Source organism: Duganella sp. Root336D2 (genome assembly GCF_001425005.1).
Lineage (GTDB): Bacteria > Pseudomonadota > Gammaproteobacteria > Burkholderiales > Burkholderiaceae_D > Rugamonas.
Window position 1 is genome coordinate 92,054 of the sequence record NZ_LMDB01000033.1, and the last position, 23,614, is coordinate 115,667.

The following is a 23,614-nucleotide window of genomic DNA, read 5'->3' on the forward strand; positions in this document are numbered from 1 at the left end:
TGGTTTTAAAGCGGCTGCCATGATAACAAAACAAGCTGGGCACAAACTGTTTTTTGCGCTCTGGCCGGACGACGCGGTTCGCCAGGCCCTGGTGCGGCTGCAAACACCAGTGCGCGGGCGGCTGATCCCGCCGGAGAAACTGCATCTTACGATGGCGTTTCTCGGGCAACAACCGGCCGAGGCCTTGCCCGTTTTGCTCGGTATCCTGCATGCAACGCATGTCCCGCCCTTGCAGTTGACGCTGGATTGTTATGGCTACTTCAAGCGGCCGCATATTGCGTGGGCGGGGATGGGCACGGCGCCCGGAGGCCTGCTGGCGGCGCAGGCGGAACTGATGTCGCGGCTCGCGGCGGCGGGCTTCAGCGCTGCAACGCATGGGGAATTCAAGCCGCATGTCACGCTGGCGCGAGAGGCGAAGGAAGCGCCAGCCGAGTTCGGCGCGGTGCCGGTAGTGTGGGACGTGGAAGGATTGGCGCTGGTTGAGTCGATGCCGGATGGGCGTTACTTGCCGGTCACTAAAACCGGTAAACCAGTGTCAGACACAAGTGTCTGACACTGACACGTGGCCGCCGCAGGCAAGTGTCAGGCGGTTTCAGCCTGCTCAGCCAGCTTCCGCAGCAAATGTCCCGCCGCCACCATCCCAAACGTCGCAGTCACCACCATCGCCGATCCAAACCCCGCGCAATTAATACCCGTCAGCCCCGGCTTCGCCGCCTTCTCATCGCCATCAACGGTGCACACCTCCCCCGTCTCCGGAAACTTCAAAGGCTCCATCGAAAACACCGCATCCACCCCCAACTTGTTCTTCGAATTGGGCGGATAGTTGTACTGGCTGCGCAAACGCCGCCGCACCTTCTTCAGCAACGGCTCCTGCTCAGTCTTCGACAGATCGCGCACCTCGATACGCGTCGGATCAGTCTGCCCACCCGCACTGCCGATCACGATCAGCGGAATCTGCTTGCTGCGGCAATAGTGGATCAAGGCCGTCTTCGATTGCGCCGAATCGATCGCATCCACCACATAGTCGAAGTGATGCGCGCCCACCATTTCATCCAGGTTGTCCGGCGTAATGAAATCCTCCACCTGCACTACTTCGCAGAAAGGATTGATCTGGGCAATGCGCTCGGCCAGTGCCGTAATCTTCGCCATGCCGACAGTACCGGACAGCGCCTGGATCTGGCGATTGATATTCGACTCGGCCACGTTATCGAGGTCGATCAAGGTCAGCTTGCCAATTGCCGAGCGCGCCAGCGCCTCCACAATCCACGAACCGACACCGCCCACGCCAATCACGCAGACATGTGCCCCACGGAAACGTGCGAGGGCTTTTTCGCCGTATAGGCGGGCAATGCCGCCAAAACGGCGGTCAAAATCGATATCTTCCAGAACTGGATCAACAATTTGCGAGGAATTCATCCCGTCATTTTACCGGACCCGGGCTACAATGTTTTCTCTTGCCAAGTACACCAGACCCGCACCATGAGTAATTCCTTGATCGATACCGCTCCCAGCTATGACCAGCCGATCGCCGTCCTGAAGCACTGCCACGACAAGATCCGCAAGCAATTGCAAACCTTGCAAAACCTCTTGAGCCACCTGCCCCAGCACGGCGCCGACGCCGCGGCCCAGCAGGCAGCGCAGGCCGTGCAAAAGTACTTCAACAAGGCCGCCCACCTGCATCACGCCGACGAGGAAAACGACCTGTTCCCCCTGCTGACCGCAGCGGCGCAAGGTGACGATTCGACCCTGCTGGCCAAGCTCGGCCCGCAGATCCTCGCACAGCACAAGCAGATGGATCTCGACTGGGATATACTCAATTCGCAACTTGATAAGATTGCCAACGGTTCCAGCGCGGCCTTGAATGCCGCCGATGTAGAGCGCTTCGTGCAAGCCTATACCTCGCATATGGAAACCGAAGAGGCGCACATCGCGCCCATGGCCAAACGGATACTCAGTCCCGCCCAGATGTCGATCCTGGGTGAAGCCATGCAGCAGCGCCGCGGCATCCTGCCGGCGGCCCTCGCCGGCGGAATCGCCCTGGCGGACCTGCGCATGGATTATGGCCGTGCCAGCCTGTCGGAAACCGACACCCTGGCCGACCCGATTGCGCAGTTTGCCAAGTGGTTCAATGAAGCCATGAAGGCGCAGGTGAACGAGCCCAACGCGATGAGCGTGGCCACGGTCGGCAGTAATGGCCGCCCGAGTTCGCGCATCGTGCTGATCAAGCAGTACGACGAGCGCGGCTTCACCTGGTACACCAACTACCAGAGCCAGAAAGGCCGGCAACTTGCGGAGAATGCGCACGCGGCAATCCTGTTCTTCTGGCCCGAACTCGAGCGCCAGGTAAGGATCGAGGGCCGCGTCGAGAAAACCTCTGCCGAAGAGAGCGACAAGTATTTCTACAGCCGCCCGGTGAAGAGCCAGTTGGCGGCCATCGCTTCGCAGCAAAGCCGGCCGATCGGCAGCCGCGAAGCAATGGAAGAGAGTTATGCCGCTGTGGAGGCGGCCAGCGGCGCGCAGCCGCAACGGCCCGAGCACTGGGGCGGTTATCGCCTGGTGCCGGACCGCGTAGAGTTCTGGCAAGGGCGCGCCTCGCGTTTCCACGACAGGATAGTCTATGACTTGCAGGACGGTAGCTGGCATAAGGAACGCATCCAGCCCTGACCCGTCCTCACTCAGGGAAGGGGCAGGCGCATGTTTGTACAAAACCGCATCAATAGCTGGATCAGCAGCATTGCGCCGCAAGTTGCCCTGCCCCTGAGGATAGAGCTGTGGAATGGCCGCAGCTTCGACTTCTCGCAAGAAGCGCCGCGCGTGACAATCCGCGTTCCCAGCCCGTCCGCGGCGCGCTACCTGCTCAAGCCCTCGCTCGCAAGCCTGGGCACCGCCTATGTCGAAGGCGCAATTGAAGTGACCGGGCGCGCGGTCGACATGATCAAGGTAGTCAATGCGCTGGCGCGCAGCTCCCTGAAAGACACCAGCAGCCTGGCCCGCATCACGCGCACCTTCCACCACAACCGCAAGGGTGATGCGGAGGCCGTGCGCTACCACTACGACGTATCCAACGAGTTCTACCAGCAGTTCCTGGACCCGAACATGGTGTATTCCTGCGCCTACTTCGAAAATGGCGACGAGGACCTGGCCACCGCGCAAATCAAGAAGATCGACCATATCCTGGCCAAGATCAAACTCCAGCCGGGGCAGACGCTGCTCGATATCGGCTGCGGCTGGGGAGCATTGGTGATCCGCGCGGCGCAAAAATATGGCGTGCGCTGCGTCGGTATCACGCTCAGCGAAAACCAGCATGCGCTGGCGCAGGAACGCGTTCGCGCCGCCGGCCTATCCGACCTCATTGAGATTCGCCTGCAGGATTACCGCGACGTCCGGGGCAGCTTCGACCGCATCACCAGCGTCGGCATGTTCGAGCACGTTGGCGTCAAACACCTTGTGGAATACTTCGGGATTATCAACAAGCTGCTTGCCGACGATGGCCTGGCAATGAATCACGGGATCACGTCGACCGATCCGGACAACGGCGAAACGCCTTATGGCGGCGGCGAGTTCATTGATAAGTACGTTTTCCCGCACGGCGAACTGGCCCACATCGGGCAGGTACTGCACGCCATGCAGGAAGGGCAGCTCGAAGCATATGACGTAGAAAACCTGCGCCGCCATTACGCCCGCACCTGCACCATCTGGACCGAGAATTTTGAGGACAACGAAGAGAAGGTGCGTGAGCTGGCAGGTGACAAGCGCTTCCGCATCTGGCATGTTTACCTCGCCGGCTGCGCCTATGCCTTCGACCAGGACTGGATCAGCCTTTACCAGATCGTGTGCGGCAAGGCGGGACGGCATCCATCTGCCCTTCCCTGGTCACGGAGCTACATGTATGTCCAAAGCTGAACACTTCGAAGGTGGCTGCCTTTGCGGCGCCATTCGCTACCGCGCAACGGCACAACCGCTGCGCGGGGTCATTTGTCATTGCGAGATATGCCGCAAGCATTCAGGCGCACCTGCGCTCGCATTCATTCACTTCGCAAAGGCATCCTTTAGTTGGCTGCGCGTGGAGCCGGCTTGGTATCGCTCCTCTTCTTTCGCGGAGCGCGGATTCTGCCCGATCTGCGGCAGCACTCTCGGCATGCGTGAAGAGGTCTTATCTGACCGGGTGCAGGTATGCGCAGGCAGCCTCGATGAGCCAGCGCGCGTCAAGATCCAGGACCACGTCTGGACCTCGTCGCAAGTCTCATGGTTTGACATCCACGACGACCTCCCGCGCTTTGCCGAGAGCAGTTCGGCTGTTCCATCCAAAGCGATGAAGTAATAGTGTTTACGCTATCGATTTCATAATTACAATCAATTAGATAAATCATAATCCTTGCCTTAGCCTAAGGTTTCCCCGACAACAACGACAAGGAGAAACCGTGATGAGCAATCGCAAACTCGCCGTGCTGGCCATGCTGGCAGGCCTGCTTCCACTAATCGAACCGCAGCTCGCCTATGCTGCCGACAAGGTAGCCGGCGGCCAGAATTGGTGGCCCGAGAAACTCGACCTCCAGCCGCTACGCCAGCATTCAGCCGAATCCAATCCCTACGGCGCCAACTTCAACTACGCCAAAGAATTCCAGAGCCTCGACCTGAAGGCAGTCAAGAAAGACATCAACGCCCTCCTCACCAGTTCCCAACCCTGGTGGCCGGCAGACTACGGCAACTACGGCCCCTTCTTCATCCGCATGGCCTGGCATAGCGCCGGCACCTACCGCGTGGGCGATGGCCGCGGCGGCGCAGCCAGCGGCCAGCAACGCTTTGAACCGCTGAATAGCTGGCCCGACAACGTCAGCCTCGACAAGGCGCGCCGCTTGCTGTGGCCCGTCAAGCAGAAATACGGCCGCAAGATTTCGTGGGCCGACCTGATGGTCCTGGCCGGAAACGTCGCAATGGAAAACATGGGCTTCAAGACCATTGGCTTCGCCGGTGGGCGCACCGATGCATGGCAAGCCGACACTGTGTTCTGGGGCGCCGAAAACAAGTGGCTTGGCGCCGACCGCTTCAGCGGCAAGCGTGAACTGAAAGGCGCGCTGGCCGCCACGCAAATGGGCCTGATCTATGTGAATCCTGAAGGCCCGGAAGGCAAGCCTGATCCAATCGCCGCAGCAGCCGATATCCGCCAGGCCTTCGGCCGCATGGCGATGGACGACGAAGAGATCGTCGCATTGATCGCCGGTGGCCACACCTTCGGCAAGGCACATGGCGCACACGATCCAGGGAAGTGCGTGGGCTCCGATCCTGCCGATGCAGCGATGGAGCAGCAAGGCCTGGGCTGGCAGAACAAATGCGGCAAGGGAAACGCAGAAGACTCGGTGACCAGCGGCCTGGAAGGCTCCTGGACTTCGAACCCGATCGCTTTCACCACGCAGTACCTGGACAACCTGTTCGCCTTTGACTGGGTGCAGAGCAAGAGCCCTGCCGGCGCGACGCAATGGGTGCCCGGCACGCCGGATGCGGCAACCCTGGTGCCGGACGCGCACATCGCCGGCAAGCGCCACGCGCCGATCATGTTCACCACCGACTTGTCATTGAAGGAGGATCCCGAGTTCAGGAAGATCGCCAAAAGCTTCCAGCAAGATCCGAAACTCTTTGCCGATGCCTTCGCCCGTGCATGGTTCAAGCTGACCCATCGCGACATGGGCCCAAGCGCCCGCTACATTGGCGCCGACGTGCCGAATCAGTCGTTCCTGTGGCAAGACCCGATTCCCGCGCCAGGCTATACCGCAATCAACAGCCAGGACGCGGCGCAACTGAAGCAGAAAATCCTGGCGTCCGGCCTTAGTAATCAGGAACTGGTGAAGACCGCCTGGGCCGCCGCTGCCAGCTACCGTGGCAGCGACAAGCGCGGCGGCATCAACGGCGCCCGCATCCGTCTCGCACCGCAGAAGGATTGGGCGGTGAACGAACCGGAGCAACTGGCCAAGGTGCTGGCAAAGCTCGAATCCATCCAGGCCGACTTCAACAAGGGCCAGAAAGGCGGCAAGAAAGTCTCGCTGGCCGACCTGATTGTCCTCGGTGGCAACGGTGCTATCGAGAAGGCTGCAAAGGCCGGTGGCCATGCCGTGCAAGTGCCTTTCAGGCCGGGTCGCGCCGATGTGACGCAGGCTCAAACTGACGTGAAGTCGTTTGCCGTGCTGGAATCGAAAGCCGATGGCTTCCGTAACTACTACGACAGCGAAAGCAAGCTGTCGCCTGCCGAAGCGCTGGTCGAAAAGGCCAACCTGCTCAGCCTGACCGTGCCTGAAATGACGGTGCTGGTCGGCGGCCTGCGCGCCCTCGATGCCAACTACGGCCACTCGGCCAACGGCGTGTTGACCAGCAAGCCGGGCACGTTGAGCAACGATTTCTTCGTCAACCTGCTGACCATGGACACCAAGTGGAACAAGGCTCCCGGTATGGAAGGCTTGTACGAGGGCCGCGACCGTTCCAGCGGAGACCTCAAATGGAAAGCGACACCGGTCGACCTGGTATTCGGTTCGAACTCTGAACTGCGCGCCGTAGCCGAAGTCTATGCCGCCAACGATAGTCGTGATAAATTCGTCAAGGACTTCGTGGCCGCCTGGAACAAGGTCATGAACCTGGACCGCTTCGACTAAGAACTGGGGCCCTGCGGGGCCCCTTCCTCCATCAGGAGACCCTGTGCTCGAAAAGAAAAACCTTACCAGCATCCTCAGCCAGCTTACCCACCTGCCCAACCGCACGCCGGAAATGGCTTTCGACGGCGCGGCCGAGCAGGCTTTCGCCGAGGTTGCGCCGTTCCGCGAAGGCGGCATTTCAGTTGGCTATTACTCCGGCAGCAGCGAATGGGAGCGCCATCCCGTGGGCGACGAGATCGTGATGGCGCTGGAAGGCCGCACCACCGTCATTGTGCTGGTGGAGGGCGAACAGCAGCGCATCCAATTGAATGCCGGCGAACTGCTGGTGGTCCCGCAGAACCACTGGCATCGCTTTGAAAACTCGGATCACCTTAAAATCCTTGGCGTGACCCCGCAACCTTCAGACCACAGCCTTGAACTCCCCGACGCCTGATTCGCAAGACGTTCACATCCTCCCGCTGCCAGTTGCGCATGCCGCGCAATATCGCGAGCTGATGCTGCACGCCTTCAAGCACGAGCCGGACGCGTTCACCTCCACGCACGCCGAACGCGCCGCCTTACCGTTCTCGTGGTGGGAACAGCGCATCGACGATCCGCAGCAGAACAGCATTGTGTTTGGCGCCATCGCTGGCGGAAAGCTGGTGGGCACCGTCGGGTTGGAATTTTCGGTACGGGCCAAGACCAGCCACAAGGCCCATTTGATTGCCATGTACACGCTGCCGGAGTGGCGCGGAATAGGCATCGGCGGCAAATTGCTTGGGGCAGCCCTCGCCTATGCACGACGCAGGCCAGGAGTCGAAGTTGTCACGCTGACGGTCACCGAAAGCAACCGCCCCGCGATTACCATCTACGAAGCCGCCGGGTTCTGCAGCTTCGGGCTTGAACCGATGGCGATACGTACCAGCGATGGCTACAAAGCCAAGAACCATATGTGGTTACACCTGATGGCTCCGTAACCTTCAAGCTGGAATTTTTGCTGGCCGAAAATCTTCAAATTCCCAGGGCTCTACCGCGATGCACCCTCGATATCTCCAACAGTCGTCAGTAATACCTAAGCCCTCCCATGTTGGCGTAAGAACCCCGGCGGACTGCAACGCCGAGGCCCGCAAGGAGTGCGCTAATTGATAATGAAATTCGCGTTCGATACGTCAAAGAACACGTTGCCAATCGCCTCAACCTTGATGCGTGCAGCATTCGTCGCCACCGATGGCAACATCACCGCTTTGCTGCCACTGTTTGGCGTACTTGAAGCAAGCACGTAAGGGAAAGTCAGGCCGCCATCCGTCGACAGGCTGATTTTTACATTGGCCGTACTCACCGGCGCCGCAGCAGTATTCGCCACATTCCAGGTCACGTTCAACTGCGAACCACGCGCCACCGACACCGCGGTATTCGGCGCTGTGACCAGGAACGGACCCGCGCCCGTCGCCAGCACCAGTGCAGTCGCCGCACTGCCCACGCCCCCATGGCCATCACGGGCCGTCAGGCGGAAGTTCAGTGTCGCCGGCCGCGCATTGACTTTGCTGTAGCCGGTATAGCTCGCCGTGGGCAGGAATTCCGAATAGCAGGCGATATTTGCGGCGGTCGGCGGCGATGCCGCAGCCGGGCAGGAACCCGCCTCCGCATTGGTATTGTTGGCGAGAATCTGCGCCATGTCCGGGAAGGCGCGGGTCGGATCCGTGCTCACGACATTCTCTCCCGGCGAACCATAGAGCAATGCATCGCTGTCGCTGACAACCGCCTGCAAGCCAAATTGCCGGAACAGCGGCCCATTGGCCTTGCTGTTGCTCATGAGGGCCGTGCCGCCTGTACCTGCGCGGTCGTTCTGCTCCCACATATAGGTCATCTGCTCGCCTTCCGCATTGCTTGCGCTGCCAGTCAGCGCGAACGGAGTGCGGATCGGAATGTTATAGGTTGGCACCACGCTGACCACCGGCGTGCTGTTGCCCGTTTGCGTGACAACGCCACGCTTCCTGGTCGGCCCGCCTGCCACAATCTCGTTCACGTGGCCGCTGCATCCGCCGGAGCAATTGGCCAGTTGCAGTACCCCGGCCGTCACCCCGGCCAGCGAACCGCCGAAGGTGACGGTGAAGCCAGCATCGCTGACGGCGCTCACACTGACACTGGCAGTCGACGGCCAGCCAGGAATCGACTGGATAGCCGACTTGATTCCATTCGTCGTGTAATTGGTGCCGCGAACAATCGGCGCGGAGGCATTGCCGCTGTAGGACAGCGTGAACTGCTGGCCGTTGGTCGTGAAGCCGCGCAGCACGCCCATCTGCACCGAGGTCAGGTTCGATTCAGTGCCCGATGTGTAGGCCGTGATTTCATCGAAGCTACGCTGCGACCAGTACGCGTCGCTGTGGGTCTGCAGGTTGTCGGTGCCGCAGATGCCGGCATAGGCCATGATGGAGGAACCGCTACCTGGTTCCACGGAAGTGCTTGCGTTACGGTTGCCGCCGGCGCAGCTGCCGGTGGTGCCGTTGAAGGTGTGGTTGCCGGCGAACTGGTGACCCATTTCGTGCGCCACATAATCGACTGCATAGAAGTCGCCCACCGGTGTTGGAATGCCGGTGCATCCTTGCGCCTTGTAGTTGCCGCCGACTACGCCCAGGCTGGCGATGCCGCCGCCATTCAGGCCAAGGGCAATATGGCCGACATCGAAATTGCCGGCACCGGCGAGCAGGCCGACGACCGTGCGGTTGCGCGTCAGCGTCGCGCCGCTGCAGCCGGAAGCCTGGTCCGGCGTGAAGCAGGCGGTGGCGCCACATGGGCCGTTGGCTCCGGTCATCTGCGCATCGGTGTCCAGGTTCAGCGCATCGGTATTGTTGATCAATACCAGCCGGATCGAAGTTTCGTCTTCATAGACTTGCGTCACGCGGTTAATCAGGCTGACCTTCGCTGCCGTTACGTTTGCGCTGCCGCCGAAATAATTGGCGTAAGAAGGATCCGTCAGGAGTGCCAGCCGATAAGTGCGCAGCTGCGTGCCGGCTGCCGCTGCTGCACTGATCTCCTCCGGCACCACATGGTAGGAACTGGTCGTCGCGCCGGAGCCATCTGAAGCGGTGACAGAATAAGCACCGACCCCACGCGTCGGGTCTGCAGCAAAGGTGGCCGATACCACGCCGTCTTTGTCGGCCATCGCCACCATGCTGTGAACGGGACCAAAGTCCGATCCTTCGTTGCGCACGGTAAGGGTGACTGACGCGCCTGGAGCGAAGCCAGCGCCCCGCACTTCCACTTCATCACCAGCGTGGACAAAACTGCGCGTGAGGATCACCTGCGGCGCCTTGATTTCACCTTCCTTGAAAGGGCCATGGCGGTTTGACAAATCGCGCGCGGAGTAGCTGGTGTAGACGCTGTCATCGAGGTGATGGGCCGGATCGACGTACCACGCACCATTCGGCGAACGCACCGAAGCACGCAAGCCAAGCGGCGAAATATCCATGCGCAAGGTGGCGGATGGATCGTCGATGCCGCGCCCGGCGTAAGTCCTGATCTCCGGATGTTTGGCGGCCAGTTCCGGCTCCATCACTGGCGAATCCACGACACGGAAGCGCTGGTAGCCGCCCTGCGGATGCGGCAACGAGATGATGACATCACTTTGCTTGGCCGATTGCGCACGTTCATGGGGTGCGTGCGCAAGCATCTGCGCCAGCGCGGCACGGTCCAGCGTCGCCGCATGATAGTGGCGCGGCAGTGCTGCGGCATTGGCACTCTTGCCGTGCACGCGCTGCACATCGGCCTCTCCGGCATCGCGCCAGTAAGCGCCGCTCGCCTGCACCGGGATATTTCGCTTGCTTGTGTTTTCTGCTGCCAGGGTATTCACAGCGCTGAAGATCAATGCACTCGCGAGTGCGAGCTTTAGTGGGGTATGCGTAGTCATTCCGTGCCTTGTTAGTTGGAAGGTTGTTGAAGGTGGAAACTGTGCAACTACTGCAATGGAAGAGTATTTCGGAATTGATGAGTTACCTCAAGCGATGTTCGATTGACGCGTCGCCAGAAGAAGACACAGCAAGCCGCGTGCAAGCGCCGTGCTACCATTTGCCAAGTATCAACACCGGTCTCGACATCGTGCTGCTACTCAACCAGCTTTTCCAGGGCCACGCCCAGCACCCGATATCTATTTCGGTTCGCCTGACACTGACGCTTGTCTTGCTGTCCTACTTTTACCGGGGTTTCACCTGGGCGCGCGTAGTTACCGGCTTACTGCTGCTTGTCACAACAATCGATTGCGCCGTCGCAGCGGCTTCGCGGCAATCGTGGGTCTTGTGGCCACTGCTGGCAACGTATGCATTCGCGCTGTATGTTGTATTTCTCTCGCCTTCAGTGCGGCGATTCCTCACAGCGCAAAAAGCAAAACGCACTTACATTCCGCAGGAAGCTCCGGCGCACATCAACAATGAACGAAATTTACATCAGCACTGACGTCGAAACCGCCGGACCGATTCCTGCGCCTCACTCAAATGCTCAGCTTTGGGTCCGCAGGTATTGGTGCCGCAAACTGACGGCCTTGTGAACTCATGAAGAAACTCCTGCTAGTGCTGCGCCAGCGGCTGCGGAGCGAAAAGCTCTCCCGTTAAAAATTGATGCGGAGGTGAAAAGACTGTCTGCTCAGGGAGACCAGCTCGCTAAAACCGGCAAGTTTAGCGAGGCTATTCCAGTTTACTGGCAAGCGTGGGATATCCTTCCCGAACCAAAACAGGATTGGAATGCCGCGTTATGGCTCTTGGCTGCAATCGGCGATGCCAACTTCGGCTTCAAGAACAAAGACTACGTAGCATGTCGCGATAACCTTTCTTACGCCATGCGTGTTCCGGGGGCCATCGGCAATCCCTTCCTGCATCTGCGTTTGGGGCAATGTCAGTTCGAGCTTGGAAATATGGGAAGGGCTGCAGATGAACTGGCGCGCGCCTACATTCCCGAGGGAAGAGCCATCTTCAAAGAAGATGATCCCAAGTATTTGGGATTTATTAAATCGAAATTGAAGCCGCCTCCGGCGGGCTGGCCGAAAGGATGGTGAACTTTCTGACGCGCGGGTATTGAACCTCACACGGTTTCGGAAGCCCAAAGGAGACAACTCGACTGCTCGATGCGCTCCGCAATCAGCATCCAGGTAAGCCGGACGCGATTTAGCTGCTCCGCTCGTACATGACATCCGACCTCAACACGTATTTGGTGCCCGCGCTAATCTCCGCGCCCTGGTGCGACTGGTTGTGCGGGAAGACCAGCAGCATACCTTCGTGCGGCCGCACGGTCTCCCACCTGAACTGGGTGTCGCCGCCTTCGAAGCCGGCATTCAGGTAGATCAGGAACGTGAGCATGCTCACCTCGTCCGGCGATTTTTCGAACGAGCCGTCTTTATGCCACTTGAAGTATTCACCGCGGCCATAGCGATAGAAACGAAAACGCTCATTCAGCCCTTGCAGGCGCCATTCGCCAATGGATGCAGGCAGTAGAGGGGCCGCGCGCTTGAACAGCAACTCGGCCAGGCATGGATCGTCGAAGATTACCCGGTCGTTATTGCGGATATCCTCGCGTCGGACCGATCCCATCGGCAGATTGACTTCAGACGGCTGGTAGCCCATCTGTTCGCCCATTTCGATGTAATGCTGGCATTCGGCCTTATTCAGGAATTGGTGCACCGTGAAGATGCCGAGGCCTAGTTGTTCCACTTGCATGATGTCGCCTTGGTTTTTATCTTAGTGCGCATATTACACTAACTTAGCTCCTATTTTCACTAAGTTATTTTTAATTATCACTAAGGCGGTTACAATGGCCGCTCAACAAACGAGGGCATCCATGAGCGGCAGCGAAACAGAGCAGGAATTTCTGCGGAAATACAATATTCACGACTTTGACGTTCCGCTCACCAGCGTCGACCTGGTCATCTTCACGATTCGTGAGCAGGCTTTGCACGTGTTGCTGGTCAAGCGCGGCGAACATCCGCATAAAGGCCGTTGGGCTTTGCCCGGTGGCTTCATCGACATCCATCGCGACAAAGATCTCGATGCGACTGCGCTGCGCAAGTTGCGTGAAAAGACCGGTGTGGAAGCGCCCTATCTGGAACAGTTGCAAGGCTTCGGCAGCGCCACGCGTGACCCGCGCGGCTGGTCAGCGACCTTTGCATACTTCGCCTTGATCGGCTCTGATGGCATGGAGCTGCGCCATGGCTCCGGCAGCGACGCGGCCAGTTGGCATCCGGTGGAAGGCCTGGCGGCACAAGATGCGCTGGCCTTTGACCATTCCGCCATCGTCGACGTGGCCCTGCAGCGCTTGCGCAACAAGGTTGAATACACTTCGATCCCCGTGCATTTGCTGGCGGCTGAATTCACGCTGTCAGACCTGCAGCGCGTTTACGAAACCATCCTCGGGCGACCGGTGGAAAAGAGCGCGTTCCGCAAGCGGATCAAGGAAGGCGATTTCCTCGAAGAGATTCCGGGCAAGCAGCGCCATGGCAGCAACCGCCCGGCGCAGATGTATCGTCTGCGCGCGGGCCATCCAACTGTCTACTTCAACCGCGTGATGGGCGCGGGCGGCTGAACTCTTCGATGTACATTGGCGTAAGTCGAAGTGCTTCGAGCTTCGCAACCTGGCTATATCGCGTACGAAGACGAATAGCAAGTCGCGGCCGAGCCCTTCAAGGAAACTCGAACGTGACATTAGACTTGAAAGTACGTTAACCATGGCTACTCTCGAACGAGCTATTGAAATTGCCTCTGCCGCACACGCTGGCCAGGTCGACAAGGCCGGGCAGCCCTATATTCTTCACCCGCTACGCGTGATGCTTCGCCTCTCAAGCGATTACGAACGCATGGCTGCGGTGCTGCATGATGTGGTTGAAGATACGCCGGTTTCACTGGCGCAGTTGTCCGAAGCAGGCTTTCCGGCCGAAGTCATCGCAGCCGTCGAAGCACTGACCAAGCGTCGCGGTGAAACCCGGCTGCAGGTAGCAGCGCGCGCGGCGTCGAATCCGATTGCGCGCGTCGTCAAGCTCGCCGACAATGCAGAAAATATGGACCTTAGCCGCATCGCCAATCCAACGGAGAAGGACTTTGCGCGCATTGAGGAATATGCGCAGGTTCGCGCACTCTTGCTTGCATCGGATTCAAATTGACTCGTACTCTCGACATCACACTGGCGCTTGGACTTGGGGCTGCACTGCTGACCGCAGTTTTCATCTTCGGTGATCCCGCATATTTGGGGCCTTGGTATTACGTGCTCGCCTGGTGCGGCCTGGTCGGCCTGGTCCAGCTCACGAAGGCACCACCTTTATCTACGCTGGGTGCCGCAACCGCGTTGACGGCGACCTTCCTTGGCTATTGGGCATGGCAAGCCTCGCTGGCACGACCGGAAGGCTTGCTGGGCCTGGGCCATCTTTTCTCGCTGCCAGGCCTTGCGTTGGCCGCAGTGCTTGCGGCGTTATACGCACGTCGCCGCTGCTTCAAGCCCGCGACTGCATTCGCGATGACTTTTGCTGGATGCTGCGCTGGCTTCGGAGTCGCGCAGCTCGTCGTTTGCAGGACCGCTCTTTACTGCGGCCCGATATCGGGGATGTGAATTACTCTTCCGAAGGAGCACCGCCATGGCGACACCTGTTGGACCATTCGATGCCGTCGACACTTTCCTGCACCTTGGCCCGGAAGGGACTTCGGTCCCGCTCGAGGTCAACGAATCGTTCTGGCAGGACCTGACTTCGGGCGGCTTTGCCCACCTGGGCCCGGGACGGTTGGTGTCGACGTATGACTTCAGCGAAGACTGGGCAAGCTGGGAGCAGCACCCTGCTGGTGAAGAAGTCGTCGTGCTGATTTCCGGTGCGCTCGAGTTTGTGCTGGAAACGGATGACGGCGAGCGGAAGATAAAGCTGGACCAGCCCGGCCAATTCCTGCTCGTTCCGCGCGGCACGTGGCACACCGCAAACGTCCCGCAAAACGCCAAAGCGCTGTTCATCACGCCCGGTGAAGGCACCGGTCATCGCCCAAGGTCATAGGATGCAGGAAAAAACGAAGGCGCTCGCGCCTATCCTGTCTTTGATCAGTAAGTCGGAAAAGGCGCAGCAAAAGGTAGCGCCGGGAACATGGCAGCACGCGATGCTCGGAGCAAACCTCAAGGCCTTGCATATTGCCGTTATCCTGTTCAATGAAAACCAGGGTGCGGCTGCCCGGTTTGAGCAAGGCGAACTGCAAGCGGCCATGCAAAGCTTGGCGTCAATGATCGAAAAAACTGAAGACGCACGAACCAGATTCGCAGCGGGAACCCCGCAACACACACTCTTGAAAAACAGGTTCAATGCGCTGCGAGCGGCTGAAGCCCGCGTCGGCGCCGCACAAAACCGCTAGACCACTACCCCCCGGGCGCCTTATCAAGGCTATTACGATCAACATGGCTGTGCCGATGAGCGAGCGAACGATCCATTACACTGGCCTCAAACATTACGTGGAGTGTTCGCGGTATGACTTCGCAACGCAATACGACGACGTGGAGCTCAAGTAAAGACCAGTACCTGACGGTTTGGCATGATCTCTTTCAAACAATGACGTTCTGAATTTCAAAGGTACTGCCCATGAATGATGTCGTTTCGCCGAACCGGGTTGCAGCCAGCCTGGACGAATACTGGTCACCTCGCGTAGTGGCTGAGCTTGACGACTCCTTCGTCAAGGTTGCCAAGGTCCTTGGCTCGCTCACCTGGCACAGCCACGAAGATGAGGACGAACTTTTTTACATCCTCAAAGGCTCGTTGGCAATCGAAATGGAAGACAGGACGGTCGTCCTGCATGAAGGCGAAACGTTTGTCGTCCCCAAAGGCGTGAGGCACAATCCCGTCGCGGAGCAAGAGTGCCACATCATGCTCATCGAACGTAAATCCACGCTGCATACCGGTGCTGAAGTGACTGAAAAAACGCGCAGTCTCGCAGACCAATTACGCCCGGTATAGGAAACTGGCTCTAAGTCTTGAGCTTTTCGGCGTACATCTTGCGGAACTTGGCCACCTTGGGCGCCACCACGAATGCGCAGTAACCCTGCAGCGGATGCTGGGCGAAGTAGTTCTGGTGGTAGTCCTCGGCCTTGTAGAACGGCGCAGCGGGCGCCAGTTCGGTGACGATCGGTGCATCCCAGACGTGGGCCATTTCGGCGATCACCTGCCGCGCAGTGGCTTCCTGTTCGCCGTCCTGGAAGAAGATCACTGATCGATACTGGGTGCCGACATCATTGCCCTGGCGGTTCAGGGTAGTCGGATCGTGGATCGTGAAGAAAATGACCAGCAGGTCGCGATAGCTGATCTGGGTCGGATCAAATTCAAGGCGCACTACTTCAGCGTGGCCGGTTTCGCCGGTACACACCTGTTCATACGTGGGATTCGGCTGCGCGCCGCCCATGTAGCCGGATTCGACCTTGGTGACACCTTTCGCCTCCAGGTACACCGCTTCGGTGCACCAAAAGCATCCACCGCCCAGGATTGCTACTTCAGCCATATCGCCCTCCTCACGTACCGGAAGTATTACTGTAGCGCAAATCGGCGCGCACTGCTCAAAAAGTGCCGCCTTAGCTAAAATCCCCGTCGCTTTCGCCAAAGGTTAGACTATCGTTCTTTGGCATAATCTCTTTGAAACAAACAGGTCCCGCATGAATACCAGCTCCCCACGCGCCGCCGCGCGCGAATTCGACAGTGCGCATTTTCGCCAGGCACTGTCGCAATTTGCCACGGGTGTGACCGTGATTACTACGCGGCTCGCTGATGGCAGTTTCCGTGGCTTGACGGCCAGCTCCTTCAATTCCGTCTCGCTCGACCCGCCATTGGTGCTGTGGAGCCTGGGCACCGGCGCCAACAGCCTGCCCATTTTCAGCGGTAACTCGCACTATGTGATCAATGTGCTGAGCGCCGACCAGGCCCATTTGGCCAAGCTGTTTTCGACCCGCACGGAAGACCCGTTCGGCACGGTCGAATTCGAGCTGTCGCGCACCGGCCAGCCGGTCCTGAAGGGCGCCACGGCGTGGTTTGAATGCCACAACCGTAGCCGCTACCCGGAGGGCGACCACGTGATTTTCGTGGGCGAGGTCGAGCATTGCGAGTTTGCCGGTAACGCCCCGCTGGTTTTCCACGGCGGGAAGTTCCGTGACCTGCTGAAATGATTGATTTTTTATAAACAAAGAGAGACAGGAAGCATAATGAGCAAAGCCGCATTCCACTGGGACGATCCCCTGCTGCTGAACGACCAGCTTACCGACGACGAGCGCATGGTGCGCGACGCCGCCGCGGCTTACTGCCAGGACAAGCTGCAACCGCGCATCCTGGAAGCCTTCCGCCACGAGCAGATGGACACGTCCATCTTCCGCGAAATGGGCGAACTGGGCCTGCTGGGCCCAACCATCCCCGAGCAATACGGCGGTCCTGGCCTGAACTACGTGGCCTACGGCCTGATCGCGCGCGAAGTGGAACGTGTCGATTCCGGCTACCGTTCGATGATGTCGGTGCAGTCCTCGCTGGTGATGGTGCCGATCTATGAATTCGGCACCGAAGCCCAGAAACAGAAATACCTGCCAAAGCTGGCCACCGGCGAATGGATCGGCTGCTTCGGCCTGACCGAGCCTAACCACGGTTCCGACCCAGGTTCGATGATCACCCGCGCCAAGAAGGTGCCAGGCGGTTACTCGCTGACCGGCTCCAAGATGTGGATCACCAACTCGCCAGTAGCCGACGTATTCGTCGTGTGGGCGAAAGACGATGAAGGCGCGATCCGCGGCTTCGTGCTGGAAAAAGGCATGAAAGGCCTGTCCGCACCTGCGATCCACGGCAAGTTCGGCCTGCGCGCCTCGATCACCGGCGAAATCGTGATGGACGAAGTGTTCTGCCCTGAAGAAAACGCCTTCCCGGATGTGCGCGGCCTGAAAGGCCCGTTCACCTGCCTGAACTCGGCCCGCTACGGCATCGCCTGGGGTGCACTGGGCGCCGCCGAAGCCTGCTGGCACACCGCCCGCCAGTACACCCTGGACCGCCAGCAGTTCGGCCGTCCACTGGCAGCGAACCAGCTGGTGCAGAAGAAGCTGGCCGACATGCAGACCGAAATCACCCTCGGCCTGCAAGGCTGCCTGCGCCTGGGCCGTATGAAGGACGAAGGCACCGCCGCTGTCGAAATCACCTCCATCATGAAGCGCAACTCCTGCGGCAAGTCGCTGGACATCGCCCGCGTGGCGCGCGATATGCTGGGCGGTAACGGCATCTCCGACGAATTCGGCATCATCCGCCACATGGTGAACCTGGAAGTGGTCAACACCTACGAAGGCACGCACGACATCCACGCCCTGATCCTGGGCCGCGCGATGACCGGCATCCAGGCCTTCCAATAAAAAAATGGGGACGTACCCCATTTTTTGAGCAAGCCCCGCCGCGAGCGGGGCTTGTTGTTTGCGGTTACACCGGCTGGGTCAGGAAGTTGAGGTTGGCAGCGGCGCTGGCCGTCCCTTTCGCCGCACCCTTCTTGCCATCCGTTGAGAGCTTCTGCCAGCGGTCGACGAAATCCGATAGCGCATGCATCAGCGCTACCTGCTTGTTTTCCGTGGCGATGATTTCGCCGAGCGCTTTGTGCAGGCGGCTCGATTCATCCACGATCTTCTGCGTGGGCGATTCGGTCGATACCGGGCCGAAGCGATGCATGAACGCTTCATGCGCATCGCGGAAGCGCGCAATCATGTTGGCCATATCGAGATAGGCAGCAGCTGCGGCGGCTCGTGCGCCGTCGGTGCTGCCGGGGTCGGAGGCGGCATCTTCGAATTCATTCTGTTTCGCTTTAAGTCGCTTCAGGGAATCGAAGTAATCCAGCATGTATTGTTCTGTGAGTGACGCCATCTTCGCCTCCATTAGTTATTAGCCTTCTTTTCAGCTTCTTCGATTTTCTTCTTGCCTTCTTCAACGCTGTCTTTCACAGCCTTGATGAAGGCTTGCAGTTCGCTGCGCCGGATATCCCAGCCAAGTTCTTCGCCCATCTCCGCCAGCCTTGCCTGCGCGGTGGATGTGCCGCTACGGGTATCCGTGATTGGCGCCAGCAAGGCTGCCACAGCCGCCTCGTTCCTGGCATTGGTATCCGAGTACTCGGCCTGGCTCAATGCCAGCCCTTCCGTATTCGCGACCAGGTTATCGATCAGGGTTGCCGACAGCTTGTCGCCTGCGGCTACACGCGCCTGCAGGTCCCGCTGCTTTTCGCGGTCGACGAATGCTATTGCCTTGCGCTGGGCCAGCAGTGAGTCGGCGCGTGCTTTCATGGAATTGCCCTCTACCCTTCGAAACTCGGTAAGGGACGACTCGAGCTGGGCAATCAGGCCGACGCCATGGTTTGCCTGTTCCATCGCGGGCTTGGGAGTGGAGCAGCCGCACAGCGCCAGCGCGGCAAACATCAACGGAATACGCATTATTGAACTCCTTTTGCGATGAACAGCAGTGCAATCGAGTTCACCAGGCTGGTGATGTCTTCCTTGCGTACGCCCGCGTCGCCATACTCCGCGAGCTGGTTGATGGTCGACGAGATCAGCACATTCCACTGCGCGATATTGCCTTCCGCATAGGCGATGGCACGTTCATGGTCGAGCGCATTGCGCTGGATATCCGTCTTGTTCACCTTCGCAGCCAGGCGCCCGTTGGCATCGAGGTAGGAGGCAGCGCTCTTCCACACCTTGGTTTTGTCCTCAAAAGCTTTGCCGGAAGTCGCTTTCGTCGTTTCCACAGGCGCCAATGCAGCCCGCAGCTGCGTCGCCGCCATCTCTGCGCTTACGGTTTGCAAGGCTTGATGGCCATAGCTCAGCGAACGAAGCTGCTCGAGCTGCCAGTTCATTTTTGACTCGAGCAGTTGCAGCTCCATCGCCTGCAACTGGGCGTCCTTGGCTGCGGCGTTCGCCTTGGCCTGCTCCAGGTTGCGCAGCAAGAGGGCCGCCGCCAGGCGCGGCTTCTTCGCATCGGCAAGCGCCACGTGCGCCTGGTCGAACCATTCGGCCAGGCTGGCCAGCGCCGCGCTGGTGGCATGGCTTTCGCCCTTGCTGTCGACATTCCCGGCCAACGAAGCCAACGTCGCATCAAGCGCCTTCACCCTGTGCTCGGACACGAACTGGCGCGAGACAGGATCCGGCAGCTTTTCGATTTTTGCCAGCGCATCGCCAAGCTCTTTGGCGATGGACTTCAACTTATCCTGCGCCCGGGAAGGTTCTGCGGAGAGCTTTTCCAGCTCGCCGCTGTATTCCTTCGATAATTTGGCAACCTGGTTGCGCGCCGCAAGGCTGGCCACCTTGGCGTCGATCATCGCCGAACGCGCGTCAGCCACTGCCTTCTGGGTGATCGCCAGCGCACCGCCCTTGAATTCGAAACTGGAGCCGGCAGTCAGCCCGCTGCCCGAGCACTCGTCAACGGCGCTCATCCATGCTGCGCGCAGATATGCCGGTACGCCGGCATGGGACTGCAACCAATTGTCAAACGACTGCGTCACCAGGCTGCTGCAAGCAGGCATCTCAACGCCAGCGCGCGTAAACTCGATTTCCGCATCGTGCAGGTTGCCCTTCGCCCTTTCTTCTTTCCTGAGGGCGGCGGCCCAGGCGACAGCGACTTGCGGCGAACCGGCCAGCGCCAGCAACTGCTTCTCAATCGGCTCCTTCAACTGCGACGCAACGCTGCCTTCAAATACCATGGCGCGGATCAGCGCATCGCGTTTGGCCTTCTGCAGTGCTTCTTCAGTCTTGAGCTGTTCGGCCAGCAGGGCTGCTTCACACTTGCGCGCGGCGCTGAGCTGGCCGGCGATATCGACCGACTTCCACGCTTCCTTGGCAGCCTCGCCCTGCTTGTGCCGCGTTTCGCTATACACTGCACAACCGGTGAGGTTGAAAAATGCCGGCAGCAAGGCGGCAATACATATCGTTCGAAATTGCAAGCTACTCCCCTATTCAAAAGGACTGGCACTATGCCCCAAGATCACGTTCCAACTTTGTACGAATGGGTTGGCGGCACCGAAGCCCTGAACCGCTTGACCATTCGTTTCTACCAGCACGTCAAGGCCGATGCACTACTCGGCCCGGTCTTTGCCCACATGGGCGACCACCACCCCGCCCACGTTGCTGCCTTCCTCGGCGAAGTGCTGGGCGGCCCGTCCGCTTATTCGGAGGCGCATGGCGGGCACGCGCACATGATCCAGCAGCACCTGAACCGCCACCTGTCGCAGCAGCAACGCCGCCGCTGGGTGGCGCTGCTGCTGGAGACTGCCGACGAACTGGCCATGCCGGACGATCCTGAATTCCGTTCCGCCCTGGTGGGCTACCTGGAATGGGGCTCGCGGCTAGCCGTCATCAACTCCCAGCCCGGCGCGACGGTCGATGCCGACCAGCCGATGCCGAAATGGGGCTGGGGCGAGGTCAAGGGGCCGTATAACCCTTCGTAGCGCGTTTGCCGGGCTTCAGTGCCAGCGGGCGCACGTAGGTCAACAGGCTGGCCAGCGTCTTGCCCGGCTCTTCCCACGGCATCATGTGCGCCGAATGCTCGAACCATACGCTTTGCTTGTATGGCGCCTTCAACTGCGCCATCCATTTCACCACCGGCGCGGTTGGCGTGGTGTAGTCATGCCGGCCGAGGAACATCACGACCGGGATCGGGAACTGCCTGATGCCGGAGAAGTCCACCTCCGTCCATTCTTTCAGCACCGTGCCCAGCGTCATCTCGCTGCCCTCCCCGATCGCCTCCCAGTCGGCCTGGTCGTATTCGGGCGACAGCATCGGCGCGCGGAAGAAATACACCGAGTCGTTCTTGTAGGCGCTCAGGCCGCCGTAATACTGCGGCCACTTGCGGGCGACGATGATGCGCTCGCGCGTGATCGGCTCGTTGCCTGGATAGGGCGCGATGCTTTCCATCTCCTTCAGCGCTTCGGTGTTGTTGTGCTTTTTGGCCTGCTCGACGCCAAAGTCATAGCTGATGCGTTCGTTCTCGCGCATATTGGCGATCTGGCCGATGCCGACGTAGGCGTAGAACAGGTCCGGCCGTTTCAGCACGGCGCGCGTGGAGACCACAGTGCCCCAGCTATGGCCGATGATAACCAGCTTGTCCTTCTTGTATTTGGCGCGCAGGTGTTCGGCTACTTCGATCGCATCGTCGACGAAACGGTCAATGCGCAGCGTGCCGGCCACCGCTTCCCTGTCATTGGCGCGCAGGGTCTTGCCGACCGCGCGCTGGTCGTAATGCGCGACGGTGAAGTATTCCTCGATGGGACGCTGCCATTGCCAGGTGGTCGGCATGGCCGGCGATGCGGGGCCGCCGTGCACGAACAGGATCATCGGGTTGGACCGGTCCTGGCCGCGCACATTGATCCACTGGTCGATGCCGCCGATCCGGGTCTTGTAGGTTTCCTGCACGCCTTCGGGTGCAACGATGCGGGTCAGGTCTTCCACGGCGGCGCGGGCGCGCATGCACGGCGGAGATTCGGCGCAGGTCTGCGCCATCACAGAGCTGCTGATCCAGAGGGCAGCCAAGCCCAGCCAGGCTGATTTCATGCAGGTCCCTTTCGACAATCTTGTTTGCGAAATGCGCAACGATAATAGTGCAAATTTTGCATCTATGCTCGTCGCGGGACGAAAAAGAACCCCGCCGGCTTAAAAATTCACGCGTTCCAGTTCCACCACCAGCGGCATCTTGCGCACCTGCGTGTGGATGGAACCGATGTACTCCCCCAGCATGCCGATGAAGAAAGCCTGGATTGCGCCGAAGAAGAAGATACCGATCAGCAAAGGCGCCATGCCCAACTGGAAGGAATTCCAGAAGCACAGTTTGGCGACGAAAAAGGCCAGTGCCACAATCAAACTCAAAAATGCCAGCAGGAAGCCGCCCATCGCCATCAGCCGCAAGGGAATCTTGGAGTGATTGGTGATGCCCAGCATGGCGATATCGTACAAGGTGTAGAAATTGTTCTTCGTGATGCCGCGCGCGCGGCGCGGCTGCTTAAACTCCACCGTCGCAATCGGGAAGCCTATCTCGCACAGCAAGCCGCGGAAATACGGATAGGGATCATCGATCTTGCGCAAGATGTCGAGCACGGCACGGTCGAACATGCCGGCACCAGTAGCGTTCTGCACCAGCGGCACATCGGAAATGCGCGTAATGAAACGATAGTAGGCTTTGCGCACGAAGAACATGAGCGATGATTCTTCGCTCTCCGGCTTGACCGCCAGCACCGTCTTATAGCCGGCCTCCCACTTCTTGATGAACTCGGGAATCATCTCGGGCGGATCCTGCAAGTCCGAAGCGATCAGCACGCAGGCGTCGCCGTTGGCCTGCAAGATCGCATGGTAGGGCGACTTGATGTGGCCGAAGTTACGCGCATTGACAATAATCTTCAGCCGCTTGTCGCGTGCAGCGAGTTCCTTCAGCTTGCGCAGCGTGCCATCGGTCGAGGCATTGTCGATGCAGATATGCTCGTAATCGTAGGGCTGGCTTGCCATGACTTCGGCGATGCGCTTGTATAGCTCATCGATGTTGTCTTCCTCGTTGTAGCACGGCGTTACTATGCTGATCAATTTTCTTTCCGACATCACGTCAACCTTTTTTATAAACCCAATGATTCATCAACAGCCACCCCAGAAGCACGCCAAACGGAATGCACCATAACTGTCCCAGGTAAGGACCCAGGCCCCAGGCGACCGCGAACAAGTGCAGCAGGCCGGCATTGACCGCATAGATCAAGGCATATGCCAGCACAAATCTGGCAAAGACTACCCTGTTCATGTGGCCATCGAATACCATCCGGCCAAAACTGAAATAATTGAAAATGACTCCCGCCACCGTCGAGATGAACAGGGCGGCCAGGTACGGCAAGGTAAGCAGGAGCAAGGCGGCATATACGGCATAGCCGAATGCCGTGTTGAGCATGCCGGCGCCGATAAAGCGCAGCAGCCTGGCGGCGGCGCCGGAATCAGGCTTTGCTGTGCCGGCGCCTTGGGACGGGATCGTCATGCTT

27 protein-coding genes and 1 pseudogene are annotated in these 23,614 nt (G+C 59.5%); 18 read left to right on the plus strand and 10 right to left on the minus strand.

Annotated elements, in window-relative coordinates; genetic code table 11:
• Window positions 1-19: 19 nt before the first annotated feature.
• The gene (gene thpR / locus ASD07_RS18700) at window positions 20-553 is read left to right on the plus strand and encodes an RNA 2',3'-cyclic phosphodiesterase (RefSeq protein WP_055933810.1); all 534 of its coding nucleotides are present in this window, start codon (window positions 20-22) and stop codon (window positions 551-553) included.
• Between the two features lie 29 nt (window positions 554-582).
• Here thpR and tcdA read toward each other — a convergent pair whose 3' ends face one another.
• Complete coding sequence (gene tcdA / locus ASD07_RS18705) at window positions 583-1,416, minus strand: tRNA cyclic N6-threonylcarbamoyladenosine(37) synthase TcdA (RefSeq protein WP_055933812.1); 834 nt, start codon at window positions 1,414-1,416, stop codon at window positions 583-585.
• Between the two features lie 63 nt (window positions 1,417-1,479).
• On the opposite strand from tcdA, the gene pdxH reads away from it, so the two are divergent.
• The 6 genes from pdxH to ASD07_RS18735 all read left to right on the plus strand — a co-directional run bounded on the left by pdxH (window position 1,480) and on the right by ASD07_RS18735 (window position 7,597).
• The gene (pdxH, locus tag ASD07_RS18710; RefSeq protein ID WP_055933814.1) at window positions 1,480-2,664 is read left to right on the plus strand and encodes a pyridoxamine 5'-phosphate oxidase; all 1,185 of its coding nucleotides are present in this window, start codon (window positions 1,480-1,482) and stop codon (window positions 2,662-2,664) included.
• A 30-nt stretch (window positions 2,665-2,694) separates the two neighbouring features.
• A complete protein-coding gene (locus ASD07_RS18715; RefSeq protein ID WP_055933816.1) occupies window positions 2,695-3,903 on the plus strand; it encodes a cyclopropane-fatty-acyl-phospholipid synthase family protein in 1,209 nt (402 codons plus the stop codon).
• Window positions 3,890-4,321 carry a GFA family protein gene (locus ASD07_RS30310; protein ID WP_082507430.1) on the plus strand — a complete coding sequence of 144 codons (432 nt, stop codon included), beginning with the start codon at window positions 3,890-3,892 and terminating at the stop codon, window positions 4,319-4,321. Before ASD07_RS18715 ends, ASD07_RS30310 begins: the two co-directional genes overlap by 14 nt.
• Before the next feature lie 103 nt (window positions 4,322-4,424).
• Window positions 4,425-6,641, plus strand: a complete 2,217-nt coding sequence (gene katG, locus ASD07_RS18725; protein ID WP_055933821.1) for a catalase/peroxidase HPI — start codon at window positions 4,425-4,427, stop codon at window positions 6,639-6,641.
• Window positions 6,642-6,684: 43 nt separating this feature from the next.
• Complete coding sequence (locus tag ASD07_RS18730; RefSeq protein ID WP_200953822.1) at window positions 6,685-7,074, plus strand: cupin domain-containing protein; 390 nt, start codon at window positions 6,685-6,687, stop codon at window positions 7,072-7,074.
• Window positions 7,055-7,597 carry a GNAT family N-acetyltransferase gene (locus ASD07_RS18735; RefSeq protein ID WP_055933822.1) on the plus strand — a complete coding sequence of 181 codons (543 nt, stop codon included), beginning with the start codon at window positions 7,055-7,057 and terminating at the stop codon, window positions 7,595-7,597. Before ASD07_RS18730 ends, ASD07_RS18735 begins: the two co-directional genes overlap by 20 nt.
• Window positions 7,598-7,758: 161 nt before the next feature.
• On the opposite strand, the gene ASD07_RS18740 is transcribed toward ASD07_RS18735, so the two are convergent.
• Window positions 7,759-10,527, minus strand: coding sequence for a M12 family metallo-peptidase (locus tag ASD07_RS18740; protein WP_082507431.1), 2,769 nt, complete (start codon window positions 10,525-10,527; stop codon window positions 7,759-7,761).
• A gap of 405 nt (window positions 10,528-10,932) precedes the next feature.
• Between ASD07_RS18740 and ASD07_RS32400 the strand changes: the two are divergent.
• Together ASD07_RS32400 and ASD07_RS18750 are read left to right on the plus strand one after the other, a co-directional pair.
• Window positions 10,933-11,134 (plus strand): annotated as a pseudogene (locus ASD07_RS32400) (hypothetical protein); the annotation flags it as partial.
• Window positions 11,135-11,238: 104 nt separating this feature from the next.
• Window positions 11,239-11,664, plus strand: coding sequence for a tol-pal system YbgF family protein (locus ASD07_RS18750; RefSeq protein WP_229207209.1), 426 nt, complete (start codon window positions 11,239-11,241; stop codon window positions 11,662-11,664).
• Between the two features lie 109 nt (window positions 11,665-11,773).
• Here the strand turns inward: ASD07_RS18750 and ASD07_RS18755 are convergent, their stop codons facing one another.
• Window positions 11,774-12,322 (minus strand): 2OG-Fe(II) oxygenase, encoded by a 549-nt coding sequence (locus ASD07_RS18755; RefSeq protein ID WP_055933830.1) that lies wholly within the window; start codon window positions 12,320-12,322, stop codon window positions 11,774-11,776.
• 121 nt (window positions 12,323-12,443) lie between these two features.
• On the opposite strand from ASD07_RS18755, the gene ASD07_RS18760 reads away from it, so the two are divergent.
• From ASD07_RS18760 to ASD07_RS18785, 6 genes are all read left to right on the plus strand, one after another.
• A complete protein-coding gene (locus ASD07_RS18760; protein ID WP_156398093.1) occupies window positions 12,444-13,184 on the plus strand; it encodes an NUDIX domain-containing protein in 741 nt (246 codons plus the stop codon).
• 142 nt (window positions 13,185-13,326) lie between these two features.
• On the plus strand, window positions 13,327-13,758 hold the full coding sequence (locus ASD07_RS18765) for an HD domain-containing protein (RefSeq protein ID WP_055933834.1): 432 nt from the start codon (window positions 13,327-13,329) through the stop codon (window positions 13,756-13,758).
• The gene (locus ASD07_RS18770) at window positions 13,755-14,201 is read left to right on the plus strand and encodes a hypothetical protein (RefSeq protein ID WP_055933835.1); all 447 of its coding nucleotides are present in this window, start codon (window positions 13,755-13,757) and stop codon (window positions 14,199-14,201) included. The genes ASD07_RS18765 and ASD07_RS18770 overlap by 4 nt, the downstream gene beginning before the upstream one ends.
• A gap of 25 nt (window positions 14,202-14,226) precedes the next feature.
• Window positions 14,227-14,631, plus strand: a complete 405-nt coding sequence (locus tag ASD07_RS18775; protein ID WP_055933837.1) for a WxcM-like domain-containing protein — start codon at window positions 14,227-14,229, stop codon at window positions 14,629-14,631.
• Between the two features lies 1 nt (window position 14,632).
• Entirely contained in the window at window positions 14,633-14,980 is a 348-nt protein-coding gene (locus ASD07_RS18780; RefSeq protein WP_055933839.1) for a hypothetical protein, read from the plus strand.
• 224 nt (window positions 14,981-15,204) lie between these two features.
• A complete protein-coding gene (locus ASD07_RS18785; RefSeq protein WP_055933842.1) occupies window positions 15,205-15,576 on the plus strand; it encodes a cupin domain-containing protein in 372 nt (123 codons plus the stop codon).
• A gap of 10 nt (window positions 15,577-15,586) precedes the next feature.
• On the opposite strand, the gene msrA is transcribed toward ASD07_RS18785, so the two are convergent.
• On the minus strand, window positions 15,587-16,114 hold the full coding sequence (msrA, locus tag ASD07_RS18790) for a peptide-methionine (S)-S-oxide reductase MsrA (RefSeq protein WP_055933843.1): 528 nt from the start codon (window positions 16,112-16,114) through the stop codon (window positions 15,587-15,589).
• A 151-nt stretch (window positions 16,115-16,265) separates the two neighbouring features.
• Here msrA and ASD07_RS18795 point away from each other — a divergent pair, with 151 nt between their 5' ends.
• Together ASD07_RS18795 and ASD07_RS18800 are read left to right on the plus strand one after the other, a co-directional pair.
• Window positions 16,266-16,772, plus strand: a complete 507-nt coding sequence (locus tag ASD07_RS18795) for a flavin reductase family protein (RefSeq protein WP_055933845.1) — start codon at window positions 16,266-16,268, stop codon at window positions 16,770-16,772.
• A gap of 36 nt (window positions 16,773-16,808) precedes the next feature.
• On the plus strand, window positions 16,809-17,987 hold the full coding sequence (locus ASD07_RS18800) for an acyl-CoA dehydrogenase (RefSeq protein ID WP_055933847.1): 1,179 nt from the start codon (window positions 16,809-16,811) through the stop codon (window positions 17,985-17,987).
• A 64-nt stretch (window positions 17,988-18,051) separates the two neighbouring features.
• Here the strand turns inward: ASD07_RS18800 and ASD07_RS18805 are convergent, their stop codons facing one another.
• From ASD07_RS18805 to ASD07_RS18815, 3 genes are read right to left on the minus strand one after another with little or no spacing between them, the layout of a single operon-like run.
• Window positions 18,052-18,486 (minus strand): hypothetical protein, encoded by a 435-nt coding sequence (locus ASD07_RS18805; RefSeq protein WP_156398094.1) that lies wholly within the window; start codon window positions 18,484-18,486, stop codon window positions 18,052-18,054.
• An 11-nt stretch (window positions 18,487-18,497) separates the two neighbouring features.
• Window positions 18,498-19,046, minus strand: coding sequence for a hypothetical protein (locus tag ASD07_RS18810; protein WP_055933851.1), 549 nt, complete (start codon window positions 19,044-19,046; stop codon window positions 18,498-18,500).
• The gene (locus tag ASD07_RS18815) at window positions 19,046-20,548 is read right to left on the minus strand and encodes a hypothetical protein (RefSeq protein WP_156398095.1); all 1,503 of its coding nucleotides are present in this window, start codon (window positions 20,546-20,548) and stop codon (window positions 19,046-19,048) included. Before ASD07_RS18815 ends, ASD07_RS18810 begins: the two co-directional genes overlap by 1 nt.
• Before the next feature lie 30 nt (window positions 20,549-20,578).
• On the opposite strand from ASD07_RS18815, the gene ASD07_RS18820 reads away from it, so the two are divergent.
• Window positions 20,579-21,052, plus strand: a complete 474-nt coding sequence (locus ASD07_RS18820) for a group II truncated hemoglobin (RefSeq protein WP_055933855.1) — start codon at window positions 20,579-20,581, stop codon at window positions 21,050-21,052.
• Here ASD07_RS18820 and ASD07_RS18825 read toward each other — a convergent pair.
• The 3 genes from ASD07_RS18825 to ASD07_RS18835 form a co-directional block, all read right to left on the minus strand.
• Window positions 21,027-22,154 (minus strand): alpha/beta fold hydrolase, encoded by a 1,128-nt coding sequence (locus ASD07_RS18825; RefSeq protein WP_055933857.1) that lies wholly within the window; start codon window positions 22,152-22,154, stop codon window positions 21,027-21,029. The two genes, ASD07_RS18820 and ASD07_RS18825, sit on opposite strands and share 26 nt — an antisense overlap.
• Window positions 22,155-22,253: 99 nt before the next feature.
• Window positions 22,254-23,174 (minus strand): glycosyltransferase family 2 protein, encoded by a 921-nt coding sequence (locus tag ASD07_RS18830; protein ID WP_229207210.1) that lies wholly within the window; start codon window positions 23,172-23,174, stop codon window positions 22,254-22,256.
• 19 nt (window positions 23,175-23,193) lie between these two features.
• Window positions 23,194-23,610, minus strand: a complete 417-nt coding sequence (locus ASD07_RS18835; protein WP_055933861.1) for a GtrA family protein — start codon at window positions 23,608-23,610, stop codon at window positions 23,194-23,196.
• Window positions 23,611-23,614 lie beyond the last annotated feature (4 nt).